We start from the raw sequence: 18,199 nt of genomic DNA, 5'->3' as shown, positions 1-18,199 counted from the left end.
CCCCGCGCACAGAAGGGGATTCCTTTTGTGTAGGCTTTGCGGAAATATGCTCATCTTAGGATACGCCCGGCGGCGTGGTCTGTTGACGACACAGCTAACGGCACGTATCCTATCGAACTGCGTGTTTCGTAGGGGGATGCTGACCCCTCGATTCAAGCCGTTGCACTTTACAGAAAGCTGGAATCATTCGAGAAGGAGTACGCTTTGCCTACTATTAACCAGCTGGTTCGCCAGGGCCGTCGTTCCGTGCCCAAGAAGTCCAAGAACGCTGCTCTGCAGCACAACTCCCAGAAGCGCGGCGTGTGCACCCGCGTCTTCACCACGAGCCCCAAGAAGCCGAACTCGGCTCTTCGTAAGGTTGCCCGTGTTCGCCTTGTCAACGGCATCGAAGTTACTGCTTACATCCCGGGTGAGGGCCACAACCTGCAGGAGCACTCCATCGTGCTCGTCCGCGGCGGTCGTGTCCGTGACCTCCCTGGTGTCCGTTATCACGTCATCCGTGGCGCTTACGACGCTGCTCCGGTCCAGAACCGTATGCAGGCCCGTTCCAAGTACGGTGCTAAGCGCCCCAAGGCCAAATAAGCCAGATAACGTTTTGATACTTTCGCCGTGTGCCGCCTAAGCGCCGCACGGTAGACACTTAAGGAGATTTCACATGCCGCGTCGTGCAGCAGCTAATCGTCGTGAGGTTCAGCCTGACGCCGTTTACAACAACCGCCTGGTGACTCAGCTCATCAACAAGGTCCTTCTTGACGGCAAGAAGGCCACCGCTGAGCGCATCGTTTACACCGCTTTTGAGATCGTTGCCGAGAAGTCCGAGGGTGGCGACGCTCTCGCTACCTTCAAGAAGGCTATGGACAACGTCAAGCCCACGCTCGAGGTTAAGCCCAAGCGTGTCGGTGGCGCTACCTATCAGGTCCCGATGGAGGTCAACTCCCGTCGTTCCACCGCTCTGGGCATCCGCTGGATTGTCAACTTCTCCCGCGCTCGCAAGGAGAAGACCATGGCCGAGCGTCTCGCCAACGAGATCCTCGACGCTTCCAACGGCCTGGGCGCTTCCGTCAAGAAGCGTGAGGACGTCTTCAAGATGGCCGAGGCCAACCGCGCGTTCTCTCACTATCGTTGGTAAGTTAAGGTAAGGAACTAACATGGCTAAGCCTAAGTACAAGCTTTCCGATACCCGTAACATCGGCATCATGGCCCACATCGATGCCGGTAAGACCACCACGACCGAGCGTATTCTTTACTACACCGGTAAGACCCACAAGATCGGTGAGGTTCATGAGGGCGCTGCCACCATGGACTGGATGGTTCAGGAGCAGGAGCGCGGCGTAACCATTACCTCCGCTGCTACCACGTGCTTCTGGAACAAGGACGGTAAGGACTACCGCATCCAGATCATCGACACCCCGGGCCACGTTGACTTTACCGCCGAGGTCGAGCGCTGCCTGCGCGTCCTCGATGGCGCTGTCGCCGTCTTCGACGCCGTTGCCGGCGTTCAGCCCCAGTCTGAGACCGTTTGGCGTCAGGCTTCTACCTTCAACGTCCCCCGCATCGCCTTCATCAACAAGTATGACCGCGTGGGCGCTGACTTCTTCAACGCTATCGAGACCATGAAGGATCGTCTCGACGCCAACGCTGTGGCCGCTCAGGTCCCGATGGGCGCCGAGGACAACTTCTGGGGCGTCATCGACCTCGTCACCATGACTGCATGGGACTTCAAGGCCGACGACAAGGGCATGACCTACCCCGAGCCGATGGACGAGATCCCGGCTGAGTTCGCCGACATCGCTGCCACCAAGCGCGAGGAGCTCCTCGACGCTGCTGCCAGCTTTGACGACGAGCTCATGGAGAAGATTCTCATGGAGGAGGACTTCACCGTCGAGGAGCTCAAGGCTGCTCTGCGCAAGGGCGTTCTGGCCAACGAGCTCAACCTCGTCTTCGTGGGCTCCGCCTACAAGAACAAGGGCGTCCAGGAGCTGCTCGACGCTGTCGTCGACTACCTGCCCAGCCCGCTCGACGTCGAGGCCGTCACCGGTACCGATCCGGACACCGGCGAGGAGATCGAGCGTCATCCTTCCTTCGACGAGCCCTTCTCCGGCCTGGTCTTCAAGATCATGACCGACCCGTTCGTCGGTAAGCTCACCTACGTCCGCGTTTACTCCGGCCGCGCCGAGTCCGGCTCCTACGTTGTCAACGCTTCCAACGGTCAGCGCGAGCGCCTCGGCCGCATCCTCGAGATGAACGCCGCCGAGCGTATCGACCGTGACGACGCCGCTGCCGGCGACATCGTCGCTTGCGTCGGCTTCAAGAACTCCACCACCGGTGACACTCTGTGCGCCGAGGGCAAGGAGATCGTCCTCGAGAAGATCGAGTTCGCTAAGCCCGTTATCGACGTTGCCATCGAGCCCAAGACCAAGGCCGAGCAGGACAAGATGTCCCTGGCTCTGACCAAGCTCGCCGAGGAGGACCCGACCTTCCAGGTGTCCACCAACCACGAGACCGGCCAGACCATCATCGCCGGCATGGGCGAGCTGCACCTCGAGATCATCGTCGACCGTCTGCTCCGTGAGTTCAAGGTTGACGCTAACGTTGGTAAGCCCCAGGTTGCCTACCGCGAGACCGCTGGTCACGACGTCGAGAAGGCTGAGGGCAAGTTCGTCCGTCAGTCCGGTGGTCGCGGTCAGTACGGCCACGCCGTCATCAAGCTCGAGAAGATGGAGGAGGGCTTCGGCTACGAGTTCGTCAACGCTATCGTCGGCGGCGTCGTGCCCAAGGAGTACATCCCGTCCATCGACAAGGGCATCCAGGAGGCCCTGAACACCGGTGTTATCGCCGGCTTCCCGGTCCTCGACGTTAAGGTCACCCTGTTCGACGGTTCTTACCACGAGGTCGACTCCTCCGAGGCCGCCTTCAAGATCGCCGGTTCCATGGCTATCAAGGACGCTCTCAAGAAGTCCGACCCGCAGCTGCTCGAGCCGATTATGGCTGTCGAGGTCGAGACCCCCGAGCAGTACATGGGCGACGTTATGGGCAACCTCTCCGGTCGCCGCGGCAAGATCGAGGGCATGGAGGATCGCAAGAACAGCAAGCTCATCCGTGCCAAGGTGCCGCTGGGCGAGATGTTCGGTTACGCTACCGACCTTCGCTCCCAGACCCAGGGCCGTGCATCCTACACGATGCAGTTCGACTCTTATGAGCCCGCGCCCAAGTCCATCGTGGACGAGGTCATGAGCAAGAACGCCTAAGTTCGAGCTCCCTGTTACGTAATCTGCGAGAACATCTCTCGCACTCTTTGGAGGTTTAAGTTGGCTACCCAGAAGATCCGCATTCGCCTCAAGGGCTATGATCACGAGGTCGTCGATCAGTCCGCGAAGCTCATCGTCGAGACCGCTCAGAAGACCGGCGCTCGCGTTTCCGGTCCTGTCCCCCTGCCCACCGAGCGCAACCTGTACACGGTTATCCGCTCGCCGCACGTGAACAAGGACTCCCGTGAGCAGTTCGAGATGCGCACCCACAAGCGCCTCATCGACATCCTCGACCCCACCTCGGGCACCGTTGATTCGCTCATGCGTCTCGACCTCCCCGCTGGCGTCGACATCGACATCAAGCTCTAAGCGATATTGCTCATAGCTTAAAGAGCCCCGCTGCCATTATGGTAGCGGGGCTCTTTTGTTTGAATGATGGTTTGGACTGCCGGGTAATACTGCCGAGCAGGTGGCTGCGGCGCCCTATTCGCTCAAGGGGCGCAGCGATGCCTCCTCAAAATGGAAGGATCGCAAGCCGTCTTCCGTCTCGATGCACGCGCGACCAAAGTTATCGACCGTTTGAAAGATGCCACGCGCCAGCTCGTCACCGGCAGGGGAACGGGCGATAACGTGCTCCCCAATCCAATTGAGATGACCGATATATTCGCCGTGGACGGGCGCGAGCGGTCCGGCGTCTCCTTCCATGGCGTTGAGACGCTCTGCTCACGCATCTACAGCTTCTATAACTGCGTGATAGACCTCTTTGAGTAGCACATCGACGGCGGGAACAGTTTCGTTGAGGTCTGAGAGGCCAATTGCCGCCAGGCCGCCATCGGGCACCTCTTGGGGCGTGTAGTTTACATTGACGCCAATGCCGCAGACAGCAAAGGGCTTGCCCTCGTTGTCACGAGCCGCCTCGACCAAGATACCGCCGAGTTTGCGCCCTCGCGCGACGAGGTCGTTGGGCCATTTGAGGTCAATCTCGTTTGCAAGACCCTGCTTTTCGAGCGCCTCGAGCACCGCTAGGCCGCTGACGGCGGCAAGACCAGAGTACTTTGCAGGATTAACGCATGGACGCAGGACAATCGAAAGCAATAGGTTGCCGGCGGTTGAATCCCACTTGTGGCCGCGCCGGCCGCGTCCTGCTGTCTGAGCCCGGGCGGCAAGTCCTGTGCCGTGCGGCGCTCCTTGTTTTCCTGCTTCGAGCAGGTCATCGTTGGTCGATCCGGTTACGTCGACTATCTTTAATTGGGCATCCATAGCGGCTGCTACCTCCTTAATGAATAAGTGAATAACGCAATGGTGTCGAGAGACAGACACAATGTGAAGCCTTTGTCGCATTTGGACAATTTAATGTTAACACGTCAACAATAACTGAAATGCGCTATCCTCTCTTGGTCGATGTAAACACGTCAACAACTCAAAGGAGGTTAGTGATGGGTTTCACGATACTGGGAACGGGCTCGGCACTTCCCGAGCGCAGCGTTTCTAACGACGAGCTGTCCGAGTTCCTTGACACCTCGGATGAGTGGATTTTTACCCGCACGGGGATCAAGAGCCGCCATGTGTGCACCACCGAGTCACTCGACGACCTTGCCGTGGCAGCGAGCGAGCAAGCGCTCCAGACGTCCGGAATCGATGCGAGCCAGTTGGATCTTATCGTCTGTTCGACGACGACGGGCGATCATCTCGTTCCTGCCGAAGCGTGCGCCGTTGCCGAGCGCCTGGGTGCCACATGTCCTGCCTTCGACGTCTCGGCGGCTTGTGCCGGCTTCGTATTTGCGCTCGATGTCGCCGAGGGTTATATCGCCCGCGGTCGCGCCAGGCACGTGCTGGTCGTTGCCGCCGAGCAGATGACGCGCGTGCTCGACTGGACCGACCGTGCCACGTGCGTGCTCTTTGGCGATGGCGCGGCTGCTGCGGTCATAGAGGCTGGGGGAGAGAATCCCCTTGCTGTTGAGCTTTCGACGTCGCCTGACGTCGAAACACTGCGCGTCCCCGGATTGGCGGGCTCCTCGCCGTATAAGGCGGCGCAGGACTGCGAAAGCGTGCTTTCCATGAACGGCCGTCGCGTCTTCAAGTTTGGCGTCAATGCCATCTGCGACACGGTAAACAAGCTTGCCTGCGACGCGAGCATCGCGGTCGAGGACATCGACCACTTTGTATTCCATCAGGCTAACGAACGAATCTTGAGCCAGGCAGTCAAGCGCCTGGGTGTGCCGGACGACCGTGTGGTCCGAACGTTGCGTGAAACCGGCAACATCTCGAGCGCCTGCATTCCGCTTGCTCTCGATCGACTGGCAAATACCGGCGCGCTGCACGCGGGCGACACCATCGCCCTGGTCGGATTTGGCGCCGGCTTGGATGTAGGTGGCTATCTACTTCGCTGGAAGTAGTTGCACATAGGAAATGAAAACGCCCCTAGGGCACAAACAAAGGAGAAATACCATGGCAGATCAGAAGACCTTCGAGCGCGTTTGTGACGTTATCCGCGAGACGGCCGGCCTTGACGATGTCGAGATGAAGCCCGAGTCCACGCTCGAGGAGATTGGCCTCGACAGCCTGGGTACCGTCGAGATCCTCGTTGCCGTCGAGGACGAGTTTGGCATTGAGCTCGATACCGAGGAGAACCCCAAGACGGTCGGCGAGTTCGTCGATACGGTCGAGGCGGCATTGGAGAAGTAGTGATGCTCAAGTCTCCTCTCTGCGATCTGCTCGGCATCGAAAAACCCGTGTTCCAGGGTGGCATGGCCTGGATTGCCGATGCCTCGCTGGCATCTGCCGTGTCCGAGGCGGGCGGCTTAGGCATTATCGCGGCCATGAATGCCGACGCAAACTGGCTGCGCGATCAGATCCACGAGCTGCGCGCCAAGACGGATAAGCCCTTTGGCGTCAACGTTATGCTCATGAGCCCGTTTGTCGACGAGGTCGCACAAGTGGTGATTGATGAGCGGGTGCCCGTTGTGGTGACCGGCGCCGGCAATCCCACCAAGTACATGAAGGCCTGGAGCGATGCAGGCATCAAGGTTATTCCCGTCGTGGCTTCGGTGGCGCTGGCGCGTCTCGTGGCGCGTCGCGGAGCCACTGCCGTGGTTGCCGAGGGTACCGAATCAGGCGGCCATATTGGCGAGACCTCGACGATGGCACTGGTGCCGCAGGTTGTCGATGCGGTCGATATTCCCGTGGTTGCGGCTGGCGGCATCGCCGATGGCCGCGGTGTGGCGGCTGCCTTTATGCTCGGCGCTGCCGGCGTCCAGGTGGGAACACGCTTCCTGGTCGCAAACGAGTGCACCGTATCCGAACAGTACAAAGAGCTGGTGCTCAAGGCAGGCGACACGTCGACGCGTGCGACCGGTCGCTCGACGGGACATCCGGTTCGCGCCCTCAAGAGCCCCTTCACCAACGCGTATGCCAAGAACGAGGCGGCGGGCGCAAGTCCCGAGGAGCTCGGGGCCATGGGCACGGGCGCGCTTCGCAAGGCCGCCAAGGACGGTAATTACGAAGAGGGTTCGTTTTTGTGCGGACAGATTGCTGGCATGGTCAACGAACGCCAGAGCGCACGCGAAATCGTCGACGATCTGGTCGAGGGTGCCGAGCGCGTCCTGAAGGGTGCGTGCGCATGGGTAGCGTAGCGTTTCTGTTTGCCGGCCAGGGCGCCCAGCACCCCGCGATGGGCGTCGATCTCATCGAGGCATCACCGGCGGCCGCCGAGGTGTTCGCCATTGCCGATGAGGTACGCCCGGGGACCAGCGAGCAGTGCCGGAGCGCCTCCAAGGAGGAGCTCTCGCAGACCGAGAACACGCAGCCTTGCGTATTCGTGCACGACTTGGCTGTCGCCGTCGCCCTGCGCGAGCGCGGCGTGGTGCCTGCCGCTTGTGCGGGATTCTCGCTGGGCGAGGTTGCTGCACTCACCTTTGCGGGGGCGTTCGATACGCGAGCGGGCTTTGAGCTTGTGTGCGAGCGCGCGGCGCTTATGGCCACGGCGGCTGAGCGTCACCCCGGCGGCATGCGCGCCGTCATCAAACTCGATGCGGCGCAGGTCGAGGGCTTGGCAAAACAGGCCGGCGAGGACTGCTGGCCGGTCAACTACAACAGCCCCCAGCAGACGGTTGTGGCCGGAGCGCCCGATGCGTTGCAGACCCTCGACGTCCTGGTAAAAGAGGCTGGTGGCCGCGCTATGAAAGTCGCGGTGTCGGGTGCATTCCATAGCCCCTATATGGCCGAGGCGACCTGTGGCCTTGCTGCATATATCGATGCCGGTCACGCGCCGTCCCCGTTGCTCATTCCCGTTATGGCAAATATGACGGCGGCGCCCTATCCGGCCGACCCGCAGGCGGCATCGGAGGTGCTGGCCAACCAGGTGAGTCATGCCGTGCGCTGGGTCGACACGCTGCATGCTCTGCAGGATCAAGGCATCGACACGTTTATTGAGGTCGGCCCCGGCAAAACGCTGTCCGGCCTGGTTAAGCGTACGCTGAGCGATGTTCGCGTGTATTCGTGCGAAACGGCCGAGCAGGTCGCAGCTATTGCCGACGAGCTCGCATAGCCCACAGGGCTGTAACCCGAAAGGAACGACATGGGCAATTTGAACAACGGCGCGCTCGAGCGCGACGAATCGCGCCGCGTGGCGCTGGTCACGGGCGGCTCGCGCGGCATCGGTCGCGCTTGTGCCGTGGGCCTGGCGGAGGACGGCTTTGATATCGCCGTCGTCTATGCCGGTAGCGCAGATGCGGCGCGCGAGACGTGCGAAGCCTGTGAGGCGGCTGGCGCCACGGCGCGCGCATATCAATGTGACGTGGCCGACCCCGCCGCCGTCAACACTTGCGTGGAGACGGTCCTCAACGACTTTGGCTCCATTTGGGCGCTCGTCAACAACGCCGGCATCACGCGAGACGGCCTGCTCATGCGTATGGGCGACGATGCCTTCGACCGCGTGCTCGATGTCAATCTCAAGGGCACGTTCAATACGACGCGCGCGCTCACCAAGACCTTTATGCGCCAGCGCGGCGGTTGCGTCATCAACATGAGCTCGGTCGTGGGCCTGATGGGCAATGCCGGGCAGGCCAACTATGCAGCCTCCAAGGCGGGCGTCATCGGTTTGACCAAGGCGGTAGCGCGCGAGCTTGCGTCCCGCGGCGTACGAGTGAACGCGGTCGCCCCCGGGTTTGTCGAGACCGATATGACGGCAAAGCTTTCGGAGAAGGTTCGCGCGGCAACCGAGGAGCAGATTCCCCTAAAGCGCATGGCGCACCCCGAGGAAGTGGCCGGCGTGGTGCGCTTTTTGGCGAGTGATGCGGCTGCCTACATTACGGGCGAGGTCGTGCGCGTCGACGGCGGAATGGCGATGTAGAAACCAGGGCCGAACAACGGCTTGAATGAGGAGACCATGATGGAACAGAGAGTTGCAATCACCGGTATCGGTGCCGTATCGCCGCTCGGTAACACGGCGCTTGCTACCTGGGCGGCCATGTGCGCCGGCACGTGCGGCATCGGCCCGATCACGCACTTCGATACCGATGCGTTTGCCGTTAAGGTGGCGGCCGAGGTCAAGGGTTTTGACGGCAACGAGTACTTTGGCAAGCGTGACGCCAAGCACCTGGACCCCTGCGTTCAGTTTGCCCTGGCAGCGTCGGACGAGGCCATGCACGATGCGGGCTTTGATGTCGAGGGCGCCATCGATCGCGAGCGCCTGGGCGTCTACGTGGGTTCGGGCGTGGGCGGCATGCAGACACTCGTCGACAACGTCCACACGATTGCCGACCGTGGGCCCCGCCGCGCATCGCCCTATATGATCGCGATGATGATCCCCAATATGGCTTCGGGCAATATCGCAATCCGCCACAAGGCAAAGGGCCCGACCCTGCCCGTGGTGACCGCCTGCGCGACCTCGGCCCATGCCGTGGGCGAGGCGTTCCGCGCCATCAAGCATGGCTATGCCGATGCGATTCTCGCCGGCGGCGCCGAGGCCGCAATCATCCCCGATGCCGTTGCGGGCTTTACATCCTGCCGTGCTCTCACCACTAATCCTGACCCGTCGACGGCTTGCCGTCCGTTCGATGCAGACCGCGACGGCTTTGTGATGGGCGAGGGCGCCTGCGTGCTGGTTCTCGAGAGCATGGAGCATGCGCAGGCGCGCGGTGCGCACATTTATGCCGAGGTCGTGGGCTACGGCAACACCGATGATGCCTATCACATCACGAGCCCCGATCCCGAGGCTGCCGGCATTGCCCGTGCGATATCGCTGGCGGTGGCTGAGGGCGACGTTAAGCCTTCCGAGGGCCTCTACATCAACGCTCACGGCACCTCGACCAAGCTCAACGATTCGTCCGAGACGGCGGGCATAAAGCGTGCGCTCGGCGAGGACGCGGCACGCGCCGCGCACGTCTCGTCGACCAAGTCGATGACCGGCCACATGATCGGCGCCACGGGCGCCATCGAGGTCATGGCCTGCGCCATGGCGCTCGAGCAGGGCGTGGTGCCCCCGACCATTAACTACCACACGCCCGATCCCGCCTGCGATCTTGATTACACGCCCAATCGAGCGGTTCGCGCCGACCTTACCTGGGCGCTTTCGACCAATCTGGGCTTTGGCGGACACAACGCTGCCATCGCGCTGCGTAGATATACGAGGAGCTAGAGCATGGATTCCAAAAGACTTGCCGAGATAGCCGATGTTATGGAGGACCGCGGCCTCACGCGTGTACGCGTTGAGGAGCCCGATGGCACCGCGGTTGAACTCGAGCGCGCGAGCGCCGCACAGCCGGTTGCCGTGCCCATGCCTATGCCGAGTGCCATGGCTGCTCCGGTTGCGGCTCCCGCAGTCGTGCCTGGCGCACCGGAGCCCGCTGCGCAGGCGCCTGCCGCCGCGCCGGAGCCTAAGGGCACCGAGGTGACCGCTCCCATGGTCGGCGTTTTCTATGCTGCCCCGGCACCGGGCGACGAGCCGTTTGTGCACGTGGGCTCCAAGGTCAAAGCCGGCGAGACCCTCTGCATTATCGAGGCCATGAAGGTTCTCAACGAGGTGACGGCAGAGGCGGATGGCGAGGTGCTCGAGATCTGCGTGGCCGACGGCGACCTCGTGGAGTTTGGCAGCTGCCTCATGAGGATCGGATAGGTGATATCCATGAACAAAGAAGAGCTCAAGAAGCTGTTGCCGCATCGTGAGCCGATGCTTTTGCTCGACGAAGCCGAGCTAGTGGGCGACGAGGCCCACGGCAAGATCACGATTACGGGCGACGAGTACTTTTTGCAGGGGCATTTTCCGGGAAACCCGGTCGTCCCCGGCGTGATTCAGTGCGAGATGCTCGCCCAGAACTGCTGCGTGCTGCTGATGGGCGATGAGGAGGCGCGCGGCGCGACGCCGTTCTACACCAGTCTGGACAAAGTGCGCTTTAAGCGTCCGGTGCGCCCGGGCGACACGGTTGATCTGGTGTGCTCCATCACGCGTGCGCGCGGGCCGTTCCGGTTTGCGACGGGCACCGCGAGCGTCAACGGCGAGGTGTGTTGCCGCGCCGATATGTCCTTTGCACTCATGCACGAAAGTTAAGGAAGGCTTCATGTTCGACAAAGTGCTCATCGCCAACCGCGGCGAGGTCGCGGTCCGTGTTATCCGCGCGTGCCGCGATATGGGCATCAAGACCGTCGCCGTCTACTCCACGGCCGATGCGGACGCGCTGCACGTGCAGCTTGCCGACGAGGCGTATTGCATCGGCGGTCCGCGTCTTGCCGAGAGCTACCTCAACGACGATGCCGTGCTCACCTGTGCCGTAAAGTCGGGGGCTAAGGCGATCCATCCTGGCTACGGTTTCTTTTCCGAGAAGGCGAGCTTCGTGCGCGACTGCGACAAGTACGGTCTGGCGTTTGTCGGTCCTTCGGCCGAGGTGATCGACAGCATGGGCGACAAGGATGCCGCACGTCGAACGGCTGCCGCGGCGGGCGTGCCCATCGTGCCGGGCTGCGATTTGCTCAAAAGCCCCGAGGAGGCAACGGCCGAGGCCGAGCGCATTGGCTGCCCCGTGCTTATTAAGGCGCGCGCGGGCGGTGGCGGCCGCGGTATTCGCAAGGTCGAGCGCGTGGAAGATGCGGCAAAGGCCTTTATTGAAGCACGTGCCGAGGGCGAGGCCGTTTTTGGCGACGGCGAGTGCTACATGGAGAAGTTCGTCGCGCCGGCGCACCACGTCGAAGTGCAGATTATGGCCGATAAGCAGGGCCATGTGTTTTCGCTCGGCGAGCGCGAGTGCTCGGTGCAGCGCCGCAACCAAAAGCTGATCGAGGAGAGCCCCGCACCGTGCCTCGACGGACACGACGATATTCGCGCGCACATGCACAAGGCCGCGCGCGACCTGGCCCGTGCCGTCGGCTACGAAGGGGCCGGTACCATCGAGTTCCTGTATTCGGACGACGGCAATTTCTACTTTATGGAAATGAACACGCGCTTGCAGGTGGAGCATCCAGTTACGGAGTTTGTGACCGATACCGACTTGGTCAAGTGGCAGCTGCGCGTGGCGGCCGGCCAGCCTCTGCCCTTTGAGCAGGAGGACATGCCGGTCCGCAACCATGCCATGGAGTGCCGCATCAATGCCGAAACGCCGGACTTTCTGCCGTCATGCGGAACGGTCACCGCGTTGCGCGTACCGGGTGGTCCGCGCGTGCGCTGGGATTCGGCCATGTTCACCGGTGCGACAGTTCCGCCGTACTACGACTCCATGCTCGGCAAGCTCATCGTGTGTGCGCCCACGCGTGACGGCGCCATTCGCAAGATGCGCTCGGCCCTGGGCGAGCTCGTGATTGAGGGCGTGAGCGAAAACAGCGAGCTTCAGCTCGACGTGCTGGCAAACGACGAGTTCTTGTCGGGCATGTATCACACCGATCTGATGGGGCATCTCTATGCTGATGAATAGAAAAGCGAAGACGGTCAATGTCCTTGAGGGGCCGATAACCGAGTCGTGCGCCGAGTTTCCCGCGCGCCACGTGTTTATCAAGTGCCCGGAGTGCCGTCGCGTGATCGATGAGGCACGCCTGCACGATAACCTGGAGGTCTGCCCTCGTTGCGGCAAACACTTTCGTGTGAGCGGTCGCGCGCGCATGCGCATGACGGTCGACGAGGGCACGTTTGAGGAATGGGATGCCAATCTGGCGTCGGAGGACTTCCTCTCGTTTCCCGGCTATGCCGACAAGCTCAAGAGCGTAAGCGAGCGTTCGGGCGAGCGCGATGCCGTTGTGTGCGGCAGGGGCAAAATCTGCGGTTGCGATACGGCGCTCTTCTTTATGGACGCCAACTTTATGATGGGCTCGATGGGTTCCGTAGTGGGCGAGAAGATCTGTCGCGCATTTGAGCGTGCGACCGAGCTGGGATTGCCAGTTGTCGGCTTTACCGTTTCGGGCGGTGCGCGCATGCAAGAGGGCGTGACCTCGCTTATGCAGATGGCCAAGATTTCTGCGGCGGTTAGGTGCCACAGCGAGGCGGGCGGCCTGTATATCACGGTGCTCACCGACCCCACGACCGGAGGTGTAACCGCGAGCTTTGCCATGGAGGGTGACATTATCCTGGCCGAGCCCGATGCCCTGACGGCATTTGCCGGCCCGCGCGTGATCGAGCAGAACATGCACAAGCGTCTGCCCAAGGGATTCCAGCGCTCCGAGTTTTTGCTGGAGCACGGCTTTTGCGATGCCGTTGTTCCGCGTGGCGAGATTGCGCTCACGGTAGGCGAGCTGTTGGCGCTGCACGAAGGGCATGCGCCCGGCCTGGGGGCACCGCATGAGATTGTGCATGCGGGTCGCCGCGGCAAAAAGCTGGGACACTTGTTTAAGCGCTCGCCGGCACCAAAAACCGCGCTCGAGATTGTCAAGCAGACCCGCTCGGCAGATCGCGCCACGGCGGGTGAGATGATCTCGCTGGGCCTGGATGGATTTGTGGAGCTGCACGGCGACCGTTACTTTGGCGACGACGCCGCTGTGGTGGCTGGCATTGGCTGGAAAGACGGACGCCCCGTAACGGTCATCGCCATCGAGCGCGGCACCACGACCAAAGAGCGTATGCGCCGCAACTTTGGCATGGCACATCCCGAGGGCTACCGTAAGGCGCGTCGCCTTATGCGCCAAGCCGAAAAGTTTGGTCGACCGGTTCTGTGCCTGGTCGATACTTCGGGCGCGTTCTGTGGCATCGGTGCCGAGGAGCGCGGCCAGGGCGAGGCGATTGCCCAGAACCTTATGGAGATGAGCGGCCTTAAGACGCCGATTGTCTCGGTGGTGACAGGCGAGGGCGGCTCTGGTGGCGCGCTGGCGCTGTCCGTGGCCGACCGCATCCTGATGCTCTCGAGCTCGGCCTATTCGGTCGTGAGCCCCGAGGCCTGCGCGTCGATCCTGTGGAAGGATACCGAGCGCGCGAATGAGGCCGCCGAGGCGCTGAAACTCACGGCCCCCGATCTGTTGGCGCTCGGCATCATCGACGGCATCGTTGACGATAGGGGCCTGTCTCATGAGGAGATCGCCGGTGCCGTCATGTCCTCGGCATTTGCCGCCTTCGATACGCTTGGGCGGCTCGACGACGCGACCCTCACAAACCTCCGCTACCGAAAGTACCGCGCAATCGGTCAGTACCGCACGATGTGACAAAGGGACAGTCCGCATGTCACATTGGGAAAGGGTTCCTGTGTCACAAGTTTCTAACACCTCGTTTACAACGACGGTCTCATCAAACGCCATGGCCGTGGTGGACTATCTGTCCAAAAGCATGATGTCGGCGCTGCCGTTTATTGTCTGCGCGGCGTTGTTCCGCACCGTCGCCGTCATTATGGGCGAAGGCATACTGGGCCTGTGGTCTGCCGATTCCGAAATCTATCGCCTGTTCTACAGTTGGCTCTATAACGCCGGCTACTACTTTTTGCCCGTTTATCTTGGTTGGGCGGCCGCCCGCCAGCTCGGTTGCTCGGAGCAGCTGGGCATGATGCTGGGCGGCGTATTGATTGCGCCCGATCTGCTTAAGCTCGTCGATACCGCATCGACGACGGGGGCATCGATGACTTCCGTGTATGGCCTGCTTCCCGCGCCGGTCAACGATTACACGACGACTGTTATTCCGGTTCTCATCTCGGTGCCCGTGCTATGGCGAGTGGAGTGTTTCTTTCGGCGCATTATCCCTAAGGCCGTGGCGTTTTCGTTTGTTCCGTTTGCGACCATGCTTGTTATGGTTCCGGTTTCGCTGTGTATTACGGCGCCGGCTGGTAGCTATTTGGGCATGCTGTTGGGCCAGCTTATGTTTATGCTTGGCAATTCCGGTGGCATCGTATCGCTGCTCACGCTCATGGGGCTTGCCGCGGGCTGGGAGTTCCTTAAGATCGCGGGCGTCAGCAACGTCGTCCTATCGCTCGCCTATGCGCAGTTTATGAGTGTGGGAACGGATTCGTGCATCCTGATCGCTGCGACGATGGCAACGTTCGCCGTTTGGGGCATGCCCTTTGGCGCGTCGCTCCGCGTTGCGGATAAGGACGAGAAGACGCTCATGCTGGGCCATTCAATCTCGGGTGTTCTTGGCGGCGTAAGCGAGCCGGCGCTGTACGGATGCGGTTTTAAATATGGCAGGTGCCTGACGTGCATGGCCATTGGCGGCGCCGTCGGAGGCCTTGTTGCGGCCGTGGGCCACGTTACGGCCTATACCATCGGCATGACGAATGTCCTCATGGTCATTGGTTTTGCCACAGGTGGTTTTTCGAACCTGCTGTGGTGCTGCGTTGCCGGCGGCACGGCTTTTGTGGTGTCTGCGGCGCTGAGCTACTGCTTTGGCGTGGTGCCGGCGAAGGGGCAGGCGACGGGGGACGGAGCCGATTCGCCCGAAACAGTGGCGAGCGCTGCTGAAGTAAGCGCATAAACCTGTGCGACAAAAGGACGATCCCTTTGTCGTGTTCCAAGGCCGTGGCTCGTGTGGGCTGCGGCCTTTTTGTATCTGGAGGACAAAGTGGCTACACTACAATCCGTTTGAGCAATAGATATATAAGTAGTACCGTGGGGGCGGATGTAGATGGTCGAGTGGATTGTTAGGCGCGCGCAGGGCGATCGTGCGCGTGTGGGCACGTTAGCGGGCATGGTGTGTATTGTCGCCAATGTTGCGCTTTGTGCTGCGAAGGGCGCAATTGGTGTGGTTTCGGGATCGGTTTCGATTGTGGCGGATGCCATGAACAACCTGTCCGATGCCAGCTCGAATATCGTGAGCGTGCTGGGCTTTAAGCTGGCGAGCAAGCCGGCCGACCCCGAGCATCCTTACGGCCACGGTCGCTATGAGTATCTCTCGGGATTGGTCGTGGCGGCGCTCGTGCTGCTGATTGGCGTTGAGCTGGTGAAGTCCTCGGTCGAGCGCGTCATCCACCCCGAACCCGTCGAGTTCTCGCTTGCCCTGGTGGCAGTTCTAGTGCTTTCGATGGTCGTAAAGCTCTGGATGGCGGCCCTCAACCAAAAGCTCGGCGATCGCATTGAGTCCGAGACGCTGCATGCGACCGCGCAAGATTCCAAGAACGATGTCCTTGCCACGGGCGCCGTGCTGGCGTGCGCAATTGTTTCGCAGGTGACGCACATCAATCTTGACGCGTGGGTCGGCCTTGCCGTTGGCGCCTATATTGGCTGGAGCGGCTTTGAGCTTATCCAAGATACGGTGAGCCCGCTTTTGGGCCAGACGCCCGATCCTAAGCTCGTCGAGCATATCCGCAGCAAGATCATGAGCTACCCCGGCGTTTTGGGCGTTCACGATCTGATGGTTCACGACTACGGCCCGGGCAGGAAGTTCGCAAGCGCTCACGCCGAGATGGCAGCCGAGGCCAGCCCGATGGAAAGTCACGACACGCTCGATAACATCGAGCAGGCGTTTAGGAACGAAGACGGCATGATCGTCACGCTTCACTACGATCCCATCGTGACCGATGACCCCAAGCTGGCGAGCATGCGTTTATGCATCAACGCTATGGCTCAAGAGATCGATAGCCGCCTTTCGATTCACGATTTGCGTTGCGTGCCGGGCCCTACGCACACCAATGTGATTTTTGACTGCGTGCGTCCCTCGGATCTGCACATGAGCGCCGAAGACGTAAGGCACGCGCTGGCACAACGGGTCGAATCGGAATATCCCAAGTCGGTCGCCAAGATTACGATCGACGAGGACTATGTCGGCCATGCCCACGAGCAGGGCTGTGCCGGCAAAGCAAGGTATACAGAAGGGGAGAACATGAAGCGTCTATATCTACTCCGCCACGGTCAGACGGAATTCAACGTTAAAAAGCTGGTCCAGGGCCACTGCGATTCTCCGTTGACCGACCTGGGCCGCAAACAAGCGGGAATGGCAGCCGCATGGCTCAAGACCCACGGCGTCGTCCCCGACAAAGTGGTCTCATCACCCTTAGGCCGAGCCATGGACACGGCGAGTCTCGTCGCATGCGAACTCCTCGGTCCGGACGCCGCAGTCGAGCCCTGCGAAGGCATCATCGAGCGCAGCTACGGCACCTTCGAAGAAGGCCCCCACGATGCCCTTCCCACCGACGTCTGGGACCCCGGCGAGGACCTTATCCCATTTAGCGGAGAAGGAAGCCATGCCCTGCAGGAGCGCATGGTGGGCACCCTCACCAATCTCATGGGCGCTAAGGACACCGAAACCCTCCTAGCAGTAAGCCACGGCAGTGCCAGCCGCCAATTCATCAAGGCTGCAGCCCCAGAGGGCTTCGAGCTCCCAACAAAACTCCCCAACTGCGCCATCATGATCTTCGATTTTGATGAGGCGGAGCCACAAGTAGAGGGCGAGCCAATGCAATGCAAGTTCACCCTCCAGCAAATAGTGGACCCCCAACAAAGTCATTAGCCTGAGCGAGCAGAGTTAAGCAGACATCAACGTGTCGTCTCCCGAGCACGGCGGAGGGCCGGAGAAATATATTAAGGTCATCGCGAGTTCCGCACGCAAAGGAGAGCACTTAATGTGCTCTCCGTCTTGCGCAGGACTGTAGAGCAGGGACCTTAATATATTTCTCCGGCCCTCCGCCGTGCTCGGGAGCCATCCACGCACTTTACCTGCGTAAACAATGTGAGTGAAATATGAATCTCGATGGATACGCCCGCAGCCGTGTATACTAAACAGCTGTGTGAAACCAGGGGAGTATTCTGGCTGGACAAAATGCCTGCTTAATAGGGTTGTCAGGTAGTCCGGGCGTAATACAAGACTGGGGAGCACGTCGTGTAAGTAGTGGTCCTCTAGGGGCGTACGCTCGGTGGTGTACGCATTGTCCCAAGACCACGCGAGAGTTGGGATCATATCTTGATCAGCATGATTCTCGGCCGCAAGATTGGCATGACCCAGGTTTGGGACGAGGACGACAACGTCGTTCCCGTCACGGTCATCCAGGCTGGCCCCTGCGCTGTCTCGCAGGTTAAAACTCAGGCAACCGACGGCTATGACGCCGTCCAGATCGGTTTCGGCGACATCAAGGCCAAGAACGTGAACAAGCCCATGGCTGGTCACTTCGCCAAGGCTGGCGTCGAGCCTGTCCGCTTCCTTCGTGAGGTCCGCGTCGAGAACGGCGAGGAGCACAAGGTCGGCGAGGTCGTCACCGTCGCTGATTTCGCTGATGTCGAGAAGGTCGACGTCATCGGTACCTCCAAGGGTAAGGGCTTCCAGGGTCGCATCAAGCGCTGGGGTCAGCGCCGCGGTCCTATGACGCATGGCTCTCACTTCCAGCGTCACCCCGGTTCTATCGGTCAGTGCGCCTATCCTGCGCGCGTCCTCAAGGGCGTCAAGATGGCCGGTCACATGGGTAACGAGCGCGTTACCGTCAAGAACCTTTCCGTTGTCCGCATCGATGCCGAGCAGAACCTCATCTTGGTCAAGGGCGCTGTCCCGGGTGCCAAGAATGGTCTCGTCGCCATCCGTATGGCCTAAGGGCCCAGCCCATTTAGCCCAGCGTCATACCAAGGAGAACACT

Annotated in this window: 19 protein-coding genes; 17 read left to right on the top strand and 2 right to left on the bottom strand. The window is 61.0% G+C overall.

Annotated elements, in window-relative coordinates; genetic code table 11:
• Positions 1 to 204 precede the first annotated feature (204 nt).
• From rpsL to rpsJ, 4 genes are all read left to right on the top strand, one after another.
• On the top strand, positions 205 to 582 hold the full coding sequence (gene rpsL, locus I2G43_RS03535; protein ID WP_006235012.1) for a 30S ribosomal protein S12: 378 nt from the start codon (positions 205 to 207) through the stop codon (positions 580 to 582).
• 73 nt (positions 583 to 655) lie between these two features.
• Positions 656 to 1,129, top strand: a complete 474-nt coding sequence (gene rpsG / locus I2G43_RS03530; RefSeq protein ID WP_006235013.1) for a 30S ribosomal protein S7 — start codon at positions 656 to 658, stop codon at positions 1,127 to 1,129.
• A 19-nt stretch (positions 1,130 to 1,148) separates the two neighbouring features.
• Positions 1,149 to 3,248 (top strand): elongation factor G, encoded by a 2,100-nt coding sequence (gene fusA, locus I2G43_RS03525; protein ID WP_117854517.1) that lies wholly within the window; start codon positions 1,149 to 1,151, stop codon positions 3,246 to 3,248.
• 60 nt (positions 3,249 to 3,308) lie between these two features.
• Positions 3,309 to 3,617 carry a 30S ribosomal protein S10 gene (gene rpsJ / locus I2G43_RS03520; RefSeq protein WP_022094184.1) on the top strand — a complete coding sequence of 103 codons (309 nt, stop codon included), beginning with the start codon at positions 3,309 to 3,311 and terminating at the stop codon, positions 3,615 to 3,617.
• A 114-nt stretch (positions 3,618 to 3,731) separates the two neighbouring features.
• On the opposite strand, the gene I2G43_RS10695 is transcribed toward rpsJ, so the two are convergent.
• The gene (locus I2G43_RS10695) at positions 3,732 to 3,953 is read right to left on the bottom strand and encodes a hypothetical protein (protein ID WP_195535091.1); all 222 of its coding nucleotides are present in this window, start codon (positions 3,951 to 3,953) and stop codon (positions 3,732 to 3,734) included.
• 18 nt (positions 3,954 to 3,971) lie between these two features.
• Positions 3,972 to 4,508 (bottom strand): biotin--[acetyl-CoA-carboxylase] ligase, encoded by a 537-nt coding sequence (locus I2G43_RS03510; RefSeq protein ID WP_195535090.1) that lies wholly within the window; start codon positions 4,506 to 4,508, stop codon positions 3,972 to 3,974.
• 176 nt (positions 4,509 to 4,684) lie between these two features.
• Between I2G43_RS03510 and I2G43_RS03505 the strand changes: the two genes are divergently transcribed.
• The 13 genes from I2G43_RS03505 to rplC all read left to right on the top strand — a co-directional run bounded on the left by I2G43_RS03505 (position 4,685) and on the right by rplC (position 18,156).
• On the top strand, positions 4,685 to 5,644 hold the full coding sequence (locus tag I2G43_RS03505) for a 3-oxoacyl-ACP synthase III family protein (protein ID WP_195535089.1): 960 nt from the start codon (positions 4,685 to 4,687) through the stop codon (positions 5,642 to 5,644).
• Between the two features lie 52 nt (positions 5,645 to 5,696).
• Complete coding sequence (locus I2G43_RS03500; protein ID WP_055285196.1) at positions 5,697 to 5,933, top strand: acyl carrier protein; 237 nt, start codon at positions 5,697 to 5,699, stop codon at positions 5,931 to 5,933.
• Positions 5,934 to 5,935: 2 nt separating this feature from the next.
• Positions 5,936 to 6,880 carry an enoyl-[acyl-carrier-protein] reductase FabK gene (gene fabK / locus I2G43_RS03495; protein WP_195535088.1) on the top strand — a complete coding sequence of 315 codons (945 nt, stop codon included), beginning with the start codon at positions 5,936 to 5,938 and terminating at the stop codon, positions 6,878 to 6,880.
• Positions 6,868 to 7,794, top strand: coding sequence for an ACP S-malonyltransferase (locus I2G43_RS03490; protein WP_195535087.1), 927 nt, complete (start codon positions 6,868 to 6,870; stop codon positions 7,792 to 7,794). The genes fabK and I2G43_RS03490 overlap by 13 nt, the downstream gene beginning before the upstream one ends.
• Before the next feature lie 30 nt (positions 7,795 to 7,824).
• On the top strand, positions 7,825 to 8,598 hold the full coding sequence (gene fabG / locus I2G43_RS03485; protein WP_195535086.1) for a 3-oxoacyl-[acyl-carrier-protein] reductase: 774 nt from the start codon (positions 7,825 to 7,827) through the stop codon (positions 8,596 to 8,598).
• Between the two features lie 39 nt (positions 8,599 to 8,637).
• A complete protein-coding gene (gene fabF / locus I2G43_RS03480; RefSeq protein ID WP_117790117.1) occupies positions 8,638 to 9,885 on the top strand; it encodes a beta-ketoacyl-ACP synthase II in 1,248 nt (415 codons plus the stop codon).
• Between the two features lie 3 nt (positions 9,886 to 9,888).
• Entirely contained in the window at positions 9,889 to 10,362 is a 474-nt protein-coding gene (accB, locus tag I2G43_RS03475) for an acetyl-CoA carboxylase biotin carboxyl carrier protein (RefSeq protein ID WP_195535085.1), read from the top strand.
• Between the two features lie 9 nt (positions 10,363 to 10,371).
• Positions 10,372 to 10,794, top strand: coding sequence for a 3-hydroxyacyl-ACP dehydratase FabZ (gene fabZ, locus I2G43_RS03470; protein WP_099432064.1), 423 nt, complete (start codon positions 10,372 to 10,374; stop codon positions 10,792 to 10,794).
• A gap of 10 nt (positions 10,795 to 10,804) precedes the next feature.
• On the top strand, positions 10,805 to 12,148 hold the full coding sequence (locus I2G43_RS03465) for an acetyl-CoA carboxylase biotin carboxylase subunit (protein ID WP_195535084.1): 1,344 nt from the start codon (positions 10,805 to 10,807) through the stop codon (positions 12,146 to 12,148).
• Positions 12,135 to 13,859, top strand: a complete 1,725-nt coding sequence (accD, locus tag I2G43_RS03460; protein WP_195535083.1) for an acetyl-CoA carboxylase, carboxyltransferase subunit beta — start codon at positions 12,135 to 12,137, stop codon at positions 13,857 to 13,859. Before I2G43_RS03465 ends, accD begins: the two co-directional genes overlap by 14 nt.
• A 40-nt stretch (positions 13,860 to 13,899) precedes the next feature.
• The gene (locus I2G43_RS03455) at positions 13,900 to 15,114 is read left to right on the top strand and encodes a PTS fructose transporter subunit IIB (protein ID WP_195535082.1); all 1,215 of its coding nucleotides are present in this window, start codon (positions 13,900 to 13,902) and stop codon (positions 15,112 to 15,114) included.
• Positions 15,115 to 15,264: 150 nt separating this feature from the next.
• Positions 15,265 to 17,085, top strand: coding sequence for a cation diffusion facilitator family transporter (locus I2G43_RS03450; protein WP_195535081.1), 1,821 nt, complete (start codon positions 15,265 to 15,267; stop codon positions 17,083 to 17,085).
• Positions 17,086 to 17,535: 450 nt separating this feature from the next.
• Entirely contained in the window at positions 17,536 to 18,156 is a 621-nt protein-coding gene (gene rplC / locus I2G43_RS03445; RefSeq protein ID WP_035137484.1) for a 50S ribosomal protein L3, read from the top strand.
• Positions 18,157 to 18,199 lie beyond the last annotated feature (43 nt).

This window comes from Collinsella aerofaciens (genome assembly GCF_015557435.1).
GTDB lineage: Bacteria > Actinomycetota > Coriobacteriia > Coriobacteriales > Coriobacteriaceae > Collinsella > Collinsella aerofaciens_Z.
This window is presented reverse-complemented; position numbering and strand designations above follow the sequence as displayed.